This is a genomic window from Nonomuraea sp. MTCD27, assembly GCF_041950495.1.
Lineage (GTDB): Bacteria > Actinomycetota > Actinomycetes > Streptosporangiales > Streptosporangiaceae > Nonomuraea.
On record NZ_JBGNUW010000001.1, the window covers coordinates 46,925 to 59,598 of the forward strand.

The following is a 12,674-nucleotide window of genomic DNA, read 5'->3' on the forward strand; positions in this document are numbered from 1 at the left end:
TCCACCGCACATCCTGACGGGGTAGCCGTCTTCACCGAACGAGCCGCATCGGCATCCCTTCTGGTGCGGCCGACCGAAAGGCATGGCAGTTGGCCTTCACATACGGCTTTCTCAGCACCCATCCGCCCACCCAGTGCGGTCTCGCGACCTTCAACTCCGCGCTGGCCGCCCATCTCACCGGGGGCGGCTTGTTCGGCGGCATCGTCCGTGTCACCGCGGAAGGCGACGACGAACGCCCGCAGCCCGGGGTCGTGCACACCTGGACCCCCGGCGGACTCGGCGGCTGGAGAGCCGCGGCCACCGCTCTGGAGAGCTTCGATGTGGCCATCGTGCAGCACGAGTACGGCATCTACCCCGGTCGCGACGGCCAGGACGTCCTGCCGCTGCTCCGGTGCCTCACCGTGCCGAGCATCGTGGTCCTGCACACCGTCCTGGCCAGGCCCACTCCCCGGCAGAAGGCCCTGCTCGAGGAGATCGCCGCCGCCGCCGACGCGATCGTGACCATGACCGGCACCGCTCGTGACCGGCTGACGGCCGGCTACCGGGTGGAGACCGGCAAGGTGTTCGTCATTCCGCACGGGGCCGCCGACCACATGCGGGTCCCGGCCCAGCGCCGCTCCCGTCCGCACCTGCTCACCTGGGGACTGCTCGGCCCCGGCAAGGGCATCGAGTGGGCGTTGCGCGCGCTGGCCCTCCTGGGAGGCCTCGACCCGCCACCGATCTACACGATCGCCGGAAAGACCCACCCCAAGGTGCTGGAGCACCAGGGCGAGGCCTATCGTGACGGGCTGTACGAGCTCGCCGCCCGGCTCGGGGTGTCCACGGCCGTCCGGCACGACCCTGTCTACCGGGACCAGGACTCGCTGAGCCGGCTGGTCCGCTCGGCAGACGTCGTCGTCCTGCCCTATGACTCCGCGGAGCAGGTCACCTCCGGTGTCCTCATCGAGGCCGTGGCCGCGGGCGTGCCGGTCGTCGCCACCTCGTTCCCGCACGCCGTGGAGCTGCTCTCCAGCGGTCCTGGACTGCTCGTTCCGCACGGGGACCCCACGGAGCTCGCCTCCGCCGTACGCCGGGTCCTCACCGAACCCGGGCTGGCCGGCAAACTCACCGGGCGTACCCGCGGCCTGATCCCGACCCTGCTGTGGCCCGCGGTCGCGGCCCGGTACGACGGCCTCGTCCGCGCGCTCGTCGCCGGGCGGCCCGCCCCGGCGGTCGCGATGCTGCCATGAGCGCCCTCACCCCCGGCTACCGGCACCTGCTCCGGCTGAGCGACGACACCGGGCTGTTCGAGCACGCCCGGGGCGCTCTCGTCCGCCGCGATCACGGTTACTGCACCGACGACGTCGCCCGCGGGCTCGTCGTCGTCAGCCGCGAGCCGCACCCCGCCCACCGGCTGACCCGGCTGGCGGAGTCCTACCTCGCCTTCCTCACCCACGCTCAGGACCGTACCGGCGCGTTCCGCAACCGGCTCTCCTTCGACCGGCGCTGGAGCGACCGGCCGGGCGTCGGCGACTGGTGGGGACGGGCGATGTGGGGCTTGGGCACCGCGGCGGCCCGCAGCCCGGCTCCGTGGATCCGGGAGGAGGCGCTGCTCGCCTTCGCCCTCGGCGCCGAACAGCGCTCCCCGCATCCGCGCGCCATGGTCTTCGCCGGGCTCGGCGCGGCCGAGGTGCTGCGTGCCAGTCCTGACAGCACCGTGGCCGCCGGCCTGCTGACGGACGCCGCGGCGGCGATCGGCACTCCCTCGGAGAACCCCTCCTGGCCGTGGCCGCAACCGCACCTGACCTACGCCAACGCCGCTCTCGCCGAGGTGGCCATCGCCGCCGGAGAGCTGAGCGACGACCGGCAGCTGCTCGCCTCCGGCCTGCACATGCTCGCCTGGCTGTGGGAGATCCAGACGAGGGACGGCCGGCTCGCGGTGGTTCCCGCCACCGGCTGGCGCCCGGACGCGCCACGATCCCGCTTCGACCAGCAGCCGATCGAGGTGGCCGCACTCGCCGACGCCTGCGCCACCGCCGCCCGCGCGACGGGTGACCGGGCGTGGCGGGAGAAGGTACGGCAGGCGGTGGCGTGGTTCCAGGGCGCCAACGACGCCGGTGCCCTGATGTGGGACCCGGCGACCGGCGGAGGCTACGACGGCCTGACCGAGCACGGCCCGAACCTCAACCAGGGCGCGGAGTCGACCCTCGCGCTGATCTCCACCATGCAGTATGCCGAGCGGCGCCCATGACCAGCGGAGATCTGGCCACGCGGCTCGGCCCGACGCTCGCTCCCGACCCGCGAAGAGTGATCATCAAGCTCTTCGTGCCCGGCGAGGACGCCGCGCTCACCCGGACACGAGCCGCTGCGCTGATCGACCGCATCATGCTCCTCGACGACGACCAGACGACCGGGATGCTCCAGGAGACCCTGCGGCGATTCGGCGGCCGGCACCACGACCTCGAAGCGGTCTTCGCCCATCACCACGACCTGGTCCGCCATCGCATCCCGCGCGAGGCGGACCTGTCCCTGCCGGCCCGCCTCCTCGTGGGCGCCTACTTCAGCCACGAGTACGCCGTGGAGGCCGCGGCGGTGTGCAACCCCTCGATGGTCCCCCATCCCGACCAGTCCGGTCTGGGCCCCGGACAGCTGCGCGTGGCGATCAGCCTGCGGCAGATCGGCGAGGGACACCTGTCCTCCATCGGCTTCACCGCGGCGGTGCTCGGTCCGGGCTCCGACCTGGCCCTCGCCGACCGCTCCGGGGTCCTGTCCGTCGGACGCCGGCACCGGACCCACCACCGGCGCGACCTGCTCGCCGCGGGGCTCTCCGACGACGCCTGGGACAACGAGGTGACGGCGACCATGCTGGAGTCCCTGCCGGAACGCTTCGACGACGACGACTTCGAGCAGGCGATCGGCCGGTTGCCCGCCGACCTGCTCACCCGAACCACCACCCAGCGAACCGTGGAGGAGATGCGCCGCGCGACGCGCTCCGACTACGGCGTGGCCTTCCCGGCCGACCTTCCCCTTCACCGGCGGGTGCTCTGGCCGGGGAGCGCGGACGAGAGCAACGGCATGGAGGACGCGCGGTTCGTACGGGTCGTGGACGAGGACGGCCGGCCGTCGTATCGCGCGACCTACACCGCGTACGACGGGCGGCACATCCGTTCCCACCTGATCGAAAGCGATGATCTCCGGCATTTCGCGGTCACCCCCATGCGCGGCCCCGCCGCCGTCAACAAGGGGATGGCCCTGTTCCCGCGGCCGGTCGGGGGACGCCGGCTGGCGCTGTGCCGTTCCGACGGCGAGACCATCGGCCTGACCACCCTCGACGGGCACAACAGATGGCAACGGCCGGTCCCGCTGCACACCCCTCGCCGCGGCTGGGAACTGATCCAGGTGGGCAACTGCGGGTCCCCCATCGAGACCGGGTTCGGCTGGCTCGTCCTGATCCATGGCGTCGGCCCCATGCGCGACTACGCCATGGGCGCCCTGCTGCTCGACTCCGACGAGCCGCATCGCGTCATCGCCGAACTCCCCGGCACGCTCCTGACCGCCGGTGGCACCGAGCGCGACGGATACGTGCCCAACGTCGTCTACTCCTGCGGCGGCCTGCTCCATGACGACGCCGTGTGGCTGCCCTACGGGGCGAGCGACACTCGCATCGGATTCGCCCGCGTGCCGGTCCCCACTCTCGTCGGGGCGATGCGTCCACCACACTGAGCAGGCCGCCCCGCACGCGAGTGCCTCGTTCGGCCGGTGGCTTAATCAGCAGCAATCACCGTAATGGGTACTAAGCTGGCAATTGGGCGGGACACCCGCCGGAGCCCCGACGAGGTCTCCCTTGCAGACCCATGCCAAGGCCAGCAGTCGCCGACTCAGTACGCCGGACGATGTCGCGCGGTGATCACACCGCCCGTTCCGTGGAACGCGTGGGAACCACCTGGGGGCATCATGGCCGACGGCCGGCACCGAAGACCCGCTGATCGAGCACGGCCCGAAGCCGAGGCCGTGCGCCCCGCCGACACGGTGCCCCGCTGACAGACGGCCGCGCTCACCCGGCATACCCCGTTCGGCCAGGAGGCTTGAGATGTTCGAGAAGTTCACCGACCAAGCGAGGCATGCCGTCGTCCTGGCCCAGCAGGAGGCCCGGACGCTCAACCATAATTTCATCGGCACCGAGCACATCCTGCTCGGTCTGCTCCATGAGGGTGAGGGTTTGGCCGCGAAGGCTCTGGGGAGTCTCGGCGTCAGCCTTGAGGGGGTTCGCCGGCAGGTCGAGGAGATCATCGGCCAGGGCCGGCCGGCCGAGTCTGAGCACATTCCGTTCACCCTGCGTGCCAAGAAGGTCCTCGAACTCTCGGTCCGCGAGGCTTTGCAGCTCGGTCATGACCACATCGGCACCGAGCACATCCTGCTCGGGCTGATCCGCGAAGGCGAAGGCGTGGCCACCCAGGTGCTGGTCAAGCTCGAGGCCGATCCCGGGCGGGTCCGGGACTGGATCCTCCAGTCGCTCTCCGGCGGCACGACCGAGCAGCCGGCCGCGCCCATGGCCTTCCAGGAGGCGCCCCGGCCGACCTCCGCGATGCTCGACCAGTTCGGCCGCAACCTGACCCAGGCCGCCCGCGACAGCAGGCTCGATCCGGTCATCGGCCGCGAGAAGGAGATCGAGCGGCTCATGCAGGTCCTCTCCCGGAGGACCAAGAACAACCCCGTTCTCATCGGCGAGCCCGGCGTCGGCAAGACCGCCGTCGTGGAGGGCCTGTCACAGAAGATCGTCAGCGGCGAGGTGCCCGAGACGCTGAAGGACAAGCAGCTCTACACGCTCGACCTCGGCGCCCTGATCGCCGGCTCGCGCTACCGCGGTGACTTCGAGGAGCGCCTGAAGAAGGTGCTCAAGGAGATCCGCACGCGCGGCGACATCATCCTGTTCATCGACGAGCTGCACACGCTCGTGGGTGCGGGCGCCGCCGAGGGCGCGATCGACGCCGCCAGCATCCTCAAGCCGATGCTGGCCCGCGGCGAGCTGCAGACGATCGGCGCGACCACGCTCGACGAATACCGCAAACACTTCGAGAAGGACGCCGCGCTCGCCCGCCGCTTCCAGCCGGTCCTGGTCGCCGAGCCCTCGCTCAGCCACGCGATCGAGATGCTCAAGGGCCTGCGCAAGCACTACGAGGCGCACCACGCCGTCACGATCACCGACGACGCGCTGGTGGCCGCCGCGCAGCTGGCCGACCGCTATGTCAGCGACCGCTACCTGCCCGACAAGGCGATCGACCTGATCGACGAGGCGGGGGCGCGGCTGCGGATCCACCGGATGACCGCCTCGGACGGCGCGCACGTCGAGGACGTCGTCACCGAGGAGCTGGTCGCCGAGGTCCTGGCGACCGCCACCGGCATCCCGGTCTTCAAGCTGACCGAGGAGGAGTCGCAGCGCCTGCTCCGCATGGAGGACGAGCTGCACAAGCGGATCATCGGTCAGGACGACGCCATCAAGGGCCTGTCGCGCTCCATCCGGCGCACCCGCGCCGGTCTGAAGGACCCGCGCCGTCCCGGTGGCTCGTTCATCTTCGCCGGTCCCTCCGGGGTCGGTAAGACCGAGCTGTCCAAGGCGCTGGCGGAGTTCCTCTTCGGTGACGAGGACGCTCTGATCAGCCTGGACATGTCGGAGTTCATGGAGAAGCACACCGTCTCCAGGCTGTTCGGCTCGCCTCCCGGCTACGTCGGCTACGAGGAGGGCGGCCAGCTCACCGAGAAGGTGCGGCGCAAGCCGTTCTCGGTGGTGCTGTTCGACGAGATCGAGAAGGCCCACCCCGACATCTTCAACTCGCTGCTGCAGATCCTGGAGGACGGTCGCCTGACCGACGCCCAGGGCCGGGTGGTGGACTTCAAGAACACGGTCATCATCATGACCACCAACCTCGGCACCCGCGACATCTCCAAGGGCATCGGGGTCGGGTTCGCCAAGTCCGCCGACTTCGGCCACGATCGGATGGACTCGGCGGTACGGGCAGAGCTCAAGCAGCACTTCCGGCCCGAGTTCCTCAACCGTGTCGACGACATCGTGGTCTTCCACCAGCTCACGCGGGCCGAGATCATCAAGATCGTGGATCTGATGCTCGTCCAGGTCGGCGCCAGGCTGAAGGACCGCGACATGGGGCTCGAGGTTTCGCCCGAGGCCAAGCAGCTGCTGGCCGACCGGGGTTACGACCCCGTCATGGGCGCCCGGCCGCTGCGCCGGACCATCCAGCGCGACCTGGAGGACTCGCTGTCGGAGAAGATCCTCTACGGTGACCTCCGGCCGGGGCAGATCGCCAAGGTCACGGTCGACGGCCTCGGGTTCGTCTTCACCAGCGAGAGCGCGCCCAGCGACCTGCGTCAGGGCGTGGCGGCGCCCGCCTGAGACGGGCGGCGCCGCGCACGATCAGGCCGGTCCCCGGGAAGCCGGGCTACACCATGGGCAGGCTGCGGTCCAGCCCGGTGATGTGCAGCAGCCTGGTCATGAACGGGCGGGGTTCCGCCAGCGCCACGGTGATGCCCATGAGCCGGGCGTGCCGCTGCATGTTCACGATGACGCCCAAGCCGGAGGCGTCGCAGAAGGACACCGCGGACAGGTTCAGGACGAGCAGCGGCGTGCTGGACTTCAGGACGTCCTCCAGGCGCGAGCGCAGCGCCGGGCTGGTGGAGATGTCGATCTCGCCGGACAGCCCGACGGTGGTCGGCCTCGACCGGTCGGCTGTGCCGAGCGGGTAAGCGTCGATGACGATCGTGCGGCTCTCGGATCGGTGCAGGGATGCGGGTTCCGGCTGATCGAGCGGCGAGTCCACCCCGATGTGGTGTTCACGCTCGTTTTCCCAGTCGGCGAAGGCGTCGGCCTCGGGCGTGCCGGTGGCCGGTTCGGCGGGCGCGTACGCGTCGTGCGCGTGCGCGGCTCCGATGCAGGGCGGCACCACCAGCAGCGTGACGGGCTCGGCGTCGGCGAAGGCCAGGACGACCAGATGAGCATCGGCCGCGCGCAGGCACTCCACCGCGACCTGCCTGCCCCGGGCGGGAACACGGTAAGGGATGTCGGCCCAGGTGTCGGCATCCAGGCCGATGCGCAGCACGACCTGGCCCAACCGCTGGTCGACCGCGGCGATGAGACCCGGCAACTCGGCGGCGGCGTCGCAGGAGTACGGCCACCACACCCCGTCCCTGGCACTCTGCCGGTCAACAAGAGGATCCAGCCAGAGGCGCACTTGGGAGTCGGTCGTGGGCGGTGCACCAACGGCGCTCAGCGGCGCGGGATTCGTCAGAACATTCATGATCGTTGGCCTGCCCGGCCCCTTCCAGGGCCCATCGTCTATCGCCGGGGGCGACGCCGACCTGAAAGCCAACGCTCGAAATATCCTCGGTAACTCCAGGATAATCCCGGGGTATGAAATGACATTTCCCTGGAAAGCAAAATGCGGCAATGGGTTTAGAAAACGTCCGGAGCGTAAGGTTGGCTTCCGCTCATCACCGAGCCATTTTGGCGCTCGGCCTGATTGATCATCTTGGCTGTGCCCGGCGACCTTGCGGGCGCGCCTCACCGGGCCGGAGGATGGGTGCCCATGATCAGAGAACCTCAGATCCTGGCCTGCTCCGGCGTCCTGTACCCCCCTGAAGGGTTCCGGCACCCGGGCGTGCAGATCTGGCAGGCGATGCGGCTGGCCGACGTACGCAGGCCGCGCGTGTGCCTCATCGCCACGGCGGCCGGTGACTCGCGGGAGCTCATCGAGGGCTGGTACGCGCGGGCCGGCTCGTTCGGCGAGGCGGAGCTGTCCCACCTGCGGCTGTTCACGCAGCCGAACGTGCCCGACGTGCGGGCCCACCTGCTGGCCCAGGACGTGATCTTCGTGTCCGGCGGCAGCGTGATCAACCTGCTGGCGGTGTGGCGCGCGCATCGGCTCGACGCGATCCTGCGTGAGTGCTGGGAGAGGGGCGTGGTGCTGGCCGGCCAGAGCGCGGGCAGCCTGTGCTGGCACGTGGGCGGGGTGACCGACTCCTACGGCGACGACCTCGACGCCGTCGACGACGGCCTGGGCTTCCTGCCGTTCAGCAACGGGGTCCACGACGACCTGGCCGACCAGCCCCGGCGGTCCAGTTTCCGCCGGTTCGTCGCCGAGGGGACGCTCCCCGCCGGGTACGCCACCGAGGACGGCGTCGCCCTGCACTTCGTCGGCACCCGCTGCCACGAGGCGCTCGCCGTCCTGCCCGGCAGGAACGCGTGGTTCGTCGAGCCCGACGGCGACGGGAAGCACCGCGAGACGGCCCTGCCCGCCCGCCTCTGGACGCCCCCGCCGGCCTGACCCCGGGCCGGATGAGACCCCGGGTCCGCGTCGGGACCGGGGCCTCGGAGGACGCGCCTCGGCGGGTGGCGGCGCAGGCGGCGCAGGCGGCGCAGGCGGTGCAGGCGGTGCAGGCGGTGTGCAGGCGGTGCTGGCGGTGCAGGTGTGCGGATCCGCCGGTCAGTCGGGCCCTGCCCGGGTCAGCAGGTCGCGGAGGAGGGCGGCCACCTCGTCGGGGGTGAACTCCATGGCGTTCTCGCCGACGCTGACCTCGAAGCTGCACCGCGAGGGATCCGGGACGGTCCGCACCCGGCCCCACAGCTGGATGCCGTGCTCGGCCAGGAGCTCCGCGCCGGCCCGCTCCACGGCCCGCTTGGGGGCCGGCAGATGGATGTGGAACATCGGGGTCTGCGGCGGGTCGGGGTGGGCTCGGGCGGCGCCGTCGGCGTTGATCGCGGCCGCGATGGCGATCGCGTGCTCGCGGTAGGCGGGCATGCGCTCGGCCAGGGTGTCCAGGTGGACCAGGGCGGCCAGGGCGAGCGGCCAGGCGTCGCGGATGCCGCCGCCGAGCCGCTGGCGCCACACCTGAGCGGCCTGGACGGTCTCAGTGTCGGCGGCGAGCACGGCGCCGCGCACTCCCTGGAGGCTCTTGTAAAGCGAGACGTACACCGTGTCGAACAGGGCCGCGATCTCGTCGAAGGGCCGCCGGTAGTAGGTCTGGGCCTCCCACAGCCGGGCGCCGTCCAGGTGCGCGGCTGCGCCGGTGGCCCGTACGAGCCCGACCTGCTCGCACAGCTCCGCCCACTCCGGGAGCAGGCCGCCGAGGTCGCGTTGCGGCAGCTCCCAGACGGCCGCCGCGAGCGGCTCGCCGGCGGCTGCCGCGAGGTCGCCGGCCGTCATCAGCTCGTGCGGGTCGCCGGTGCGGCGCAGCCACAGCCCGTGCACGGCGTTGTAGCCCTGCTCCTCCCACACGTCCAGATGCGACTGCGGGTGGGCGGCGAAGGCGCGGCGCCCCCGCCGGTCGGCGTGTACGCGCAGCGCCACCTGCTGGGCCATCGTCCCGCTGGGGAAGAACAGCGCCGCCTGCTTACCGAGCAGGTGCGCCAGCCCCCGCTCCAGCACGGCGACGGGACCGTCGGGGCCGTCCGGCGGGGTGTCGTCGTCGACGAGCTCCAGCATCTGCCGCAGCACCACGCGCGGGCCACGCCGGATCGGCGCATGCAGGAACAACGACCGCCGAATGGACGAGGGGGTGTCCGACATCCGCATCCTCTGCTGTTGCAAGTGGTTCGCAGTAACCTGCCGGAACCCTACAGGACGGGAACGCCAGAGGGCGGCGTCGAGCGTTCAGACATCGCGCTCACGCCGCCCTCTGGCCACGTCGTACTGTTCGATTGTGGTCGGGTCACAGCTGTCAGCGGCGGCGCCTCCGTCGGCGCGAGCTGCGGCTGCTGTCAGAACCACCACTGGGCGACCGGGGATCCGGGTACGGCTGCCGGAATCCCAGCAATCCGAGGTACTGCTTGATCATCATGGTTCCCTCCCATGAATAGTGACCTCTCTTATTAGGCCAATATGTAGAGGAACCACTCGGGTATAACGATCCTTCCCCGGATTTCACGATTTTAGGGACATCGCCTAGGCTTTACTTTTCCGAGCGTCAAAACCGGAGCCGCAGCTTGTCCGGGGCGCGTACGAAGTCGACCCGATGGACCAGCCCGCCGGCGACCGTGAACGAGACGACCGTGTCGAGCCTGCCGTGAACATGCCCGGCCACGCCGAGAACGCCGTTGACGGCGACCGGGGTGAGGACGTGGCCGGGTCCGGCCTTGCCCATGAGGCCGAGCACGAAGCGGGCGACCTGTTCGGCGCCGTGGACGGGCCGGCGGGCGGCGTTGACCTTGCCGCCGCCGTCGCTGGTGAGCACGGCGCCGGGGTCGAGGATCGCGACGAGGGCTCTCAGGTGGCCGCCCGACGCGGCGGCCAGGAACCGCTCGACCACCTGGCGGTGATGGTCACGGTCGACGTCGACGCGCGGCGCGCCCTCGCCGACGTGCTTGCGGGCCCGGGCGGCGAGCTGGCGTACCGCCGCCGGGGTGCGGCCGACGGTCGCGGCGACGTCCTCGAAGGTCAGGCCGAAGAGGTCGTGGAGCACCCAGGCGGTGCGCTCCGCCGGGGTGAGCGACTCCAGGACGACGAGCAGCGCGAAGCTGACGGACTCGTCGAGCGTGACCCGGTCGGCCGGGTCCGCCACGGGAGCCAGGAGGGGCTCGGGCAGCCAGGGACCGGTGTAGGTCTCACGGCGTACCCGTGCGGACCGGAGCACGTCCATCGCCTCCCGCGCGACGACCACGGTCGCCCAGGCCCCGACGTCCTGGACGCGATCCTCCCGGTCGGCGCGGACGAGCTTGAACCAGCATTCGGAGACCACGTCCTCGGCCTCGGACACCGTCCCCAGGATCGCGTACGCCACCCGGGTCAGGTGGGAGCGGGCCGCGGCGTAGCCGACCGACAGCTCGGCTTCCCGGTCGCCGCTCAGCCCGGCCATGCCCCGAAGATCCGCTCGCCGCGGTCGCCGTCCGGCGAGACCTTCCTGGGCCCCCAGGAGCGCGGGACGTTGACCGTCCGAGTGTGACATCACGGCGCCGTCGTCTCCGTGGTCGCGAGTATGAGCCGCGAGACCGCCTCGGGGGCGTCGCTCACCAGCTGATGACCGGCGTCCGGCAGGACCAGCTGCCGGGTGTGCGGCGGGAGCTGGTCGGTGAACCGGGACTGCCGGGCGAGGAGCAGGCGGTCCGAGGCCCCGAAGACGAGCGTCACCGGCGCGACCACGTCCCGCCTCGCCCGGTAGCGGATCTTCCGGACGGCCCACAAGGTCGGCAGGAAACCCGGAGCCCGCCCCAAGGCGGTGACGTCGCGGACCACGTCCTGGTGGCTGAGCCTCTCGGGATGGGCGAAGAGCTGCCAGAACAGCAGCCTGCGGGCCCAGGCGCGGCGGGCCAGCGCGGTGAGCGGCCGCGCGGCGAAGCGGCACCCGGCCCAGGTCAGGAACAAGCTCACGAGGCAGTACGTCGGCTGGCCCTTCTTCCACAGACCGGCCGGGGCCAGCAGGGTCAGCGAGGCGACCGGCCTGAGATTCGCCAGCTCCAGCGCCGTCCACCCGCCGACCGAGTGCCCGGCGACGTGCGGCGTGCCGACACCCCATTCGTCCAAGGCCGAGGCCACGACCTCGGCGAGCCGGCGCGGCGTCGACGCGTGGCCGCCGCTCAGCGGCTCGGACTCGCCGTGGCCCGGCAGGTCCACCGCGTACACCGTGTGCGAGCCCGCCAGGCGGTCGAGCACCGGCTCCCAGGACGAGCGCGCGGACCCGGCACCGTGCAGCAGCACCAGCGGCGGCCCGGCACCGGCCTTGGTGACCGCCGGCCCGCGCGGGCCGGGCCGGCCGGTTCGAGGGTGCGCGTCGGTGGGCGCGGGATCGCCTTTCCGGTTACGACTCATGCCCCAAGGACGAGACGGACGCTTTGGACTGTGACATTCGGCACGTCACCGGCCAGGAGTCGCTGTAAGCAACCTTAGTTGACTATCCCGGAATTAGTCAACTAAGGTTGCTTGCATGTCGGCAGAAGACCTATCCGTTCCCGAGGACCCGGCCGACGCGCTGGCGGCCGTCGTCGCGCTGCGGCGCCTGGCCGACCGGCTGGAGGACGCGGCGGTGGAGCAGGCCATGCGCGCGGGCTGGAGCTGGCCCGACGTCGCCGAGTCCCTCGGTGTCACCCGTCAGGCGGTCCACAAGAAGCACGCCAAGCGGCTCATCGCCGCCGGCGTCACGCTGAGGAGGCGCCAGTGAGCGCGATCGACCACTACATCAACGCGATCCTGGAGGAGGGCGCGGCGCAGGCGCGGGAGGACGGCTCCCCGGCGACCGAGGCCCACCACCTCCTGCTGGCGATCGCCGCCCACGAGGGCACCGCCGCCCACCGCGTGCTGGCCGGCGCGGGGCTCGGGCGGCAGGCGATCAGCGACGCGCTCGCCCGGGAGTTCGAGCGCAGCCTGAACGCGGTCGGCGTGTCCCTCTCGTCCTTCACCCTTCCGGCGCCCAGCCGCGATCCCAAGCCGCCCAAGATCGGCGCCTCGGCCCGGCTCGCGATCGAACGCGGATTCGCCGCCGCCACCGGCAAGAAGGACCTCCGCCCCGCGCATCTGCTGCTCGGCATCCTGGACACCGAGCACGGCACGGTCCCGCGGGCGCTCGCCCTGGCCGGTGTCGACCGCGTGGACCTCATGGCACGCGCCCGGCGGACGCTCGCCCACGACAGCTGGTGAAACCGGCCCACCGCGGCCGCGCCTGATCCCCTGCTCGCCGTCCCCTCATGTGATCCCCGG

The 12,674-nt window shown here is 71.4% G+C and carries 11 protein-coding genes; 7 read left to right on the plus strand and 4 right to left on the minus strand.

Features of this window, described 5'->3' with window-relative positions; translation table 11 throughout:
* Positions 1-89 precede the first annotated feature (89 nt).
* From ACBJ59_RS00220 to ACBJ59_RS00235, 4 genes are all read left to right on the plus strand, one after another.
* Entirely contained in the window at positions 90-1,229 is a 1,140-nt protein-coding gene (locus ACBJ59_RS00220) for a glycosyltransferase (protein WP_375108119.1), read from the plus strand.
* A complete protein-coding gene (locus ACBJ59_RS00225) occupies positions 1,226-2,230 on the plus strand; it encodes a glycosyltransferase (protein ID WP_375108120.1) in 1,005 nt (334 codons plus the stop codon). The genes ACBJ59_RS00220 and ACBJ59_RS00225 overlap by 4 nt, the downstream gene beginning before the upstream one ends.
* A complete protein-coding gene (locus tag ACBJ59_RS00230; RefSeq protein WP_375108121.1) occupies positions 2,227-3,702 on the plus strand; it encodes a glycoside hydrolase family 130 protein in 1,476 nt (491 codons plus the stop codon). The genes ACBJ59_RS00225 and ACBJ59_RS00230 overlap by 4 nt, the downstream gene beginning before the upstream one ends.
* A gap of 367 nt (positions 3,703-4,069) precedes the next feature.
* Entirely contained in the window at positions 4,070-6,385 is a 2,316-nt protein-coding gene (locus ACBJ59_RS00235; RefSeq protein WP_375108122.1) for an ATP-dependent Clp protease ATP-binding subunit, read from the plus strand.
* A 46-nt stretch (positions 6,386-6,431) separates the two neighbouring features.
* Here the strand turns inward: ACBJ59_RS00235 and ACBJ59_RS00240 are convergent, their stop codons facing one another.
* Positions 6,432-7,220, minus strand: a complete 789-nt coding sequence (locus tag ACBJ59_RS00240) for an STAS domain-containing protein (RefSeq protein WP_375108123.1) — start codon at positions 7,218-7,220, stop codon at positions 6,432-6,434.
* 354 nt (positions 7,221-7,574) lie between these two features.
* On the opposite strand from ACBJ59_RS00240, the gene ACBJ59_RS00245 reads away from it, so the two are divergent.
* Entirely contained in the window at positions 7,575-8,312 is a 738-nt protein-coding gene (locus ACBJ59_RS00245) for a Type 1 glutamine amidotransferase-like domain-containing protein (protein WP_375108124.1), read from the plus strand.
* Between the two features lie 159 nt (positions 8,313-8,471).
* Here the strand turns inward: ACBJ59_RS00245 and ACBJ59_RS00250 are convergent, their stop codons facing one another.
* The 3 genes from ACBJ59_RS00250 to ACBJ59_RS00260 all read right to left on the minus strand — a co-directional run bounded on the left by ACBJ59_RS00250 (position 8,472) and on the right by ACBJ59_RS00260 (position 11,789).
* The gene (locus ACBJ59_RS00250) at positions 8,472-9,554 is read right to left on the minus strand and encodes a threonine aldolase family protein (RefSeq protein WP_375108125.1); all 1,083 of its coding nucleotides are present in this window, start codon (positions 9,552-9,554) and stop codon (positions 8,472-8,474) included.
* A gap of 397 nt (positions 9,555-9,951) precedes the next feature.
* On the minus strand, positions 9,952-10,839 hold the full coding sequence (gene sigJ / locus ACBJ59_RS00255) for an RNA polymerase sigma factor SigJ (RefSeq protein WP_375108126.1): 888 nt from the start codon (positions 10,837-10,839) through the stop codon (positions 9,952-9,954).
* 89 nt (positions 10,840-10,928) lie between these two features.
* Positions 10,929-11,789: an alpha/beta fold hydrolase gene (locus ACBJ59_RS00260; RefSeq protein ID WP_375108127.1), complete on the minus strand. Its 861-nt coding sequence runs from the start codon at positions 11,787-11,789 to the stop codon at positions 10,929-10,931.
* 115 nt (positions 11,790-11,904) lie between these two features.
* Between ACBJ59_RS00260 and ACBJ59_RS00265 the strand changes: the two genes are divergently transcribed.
* Entirely contained in the window at positions 11,905-12,138 is a 234-nt protein-coding gene (locus ACBJ59_RS00265) for a hypothetical protein (RefSeq protein WP_375108128.1), read from the plus strand.
* Entirely contained in the window at positions 12,135-12,614 is a 480-nt protein-coding gene (locus ACBJ59_RS00270) for a Clp protease N-terminal domain-containing protein (protein WP_375108129.1), read from the plus strand. The genes ACBJ59_RS00265 and ACBJ59_RS00270 overlap by 4 nt, the downstream gene beginning before the upstream one ends.
* The last annotated feature ends 60 nt before the right edge of the window (positions 12,615-12,674 follow it).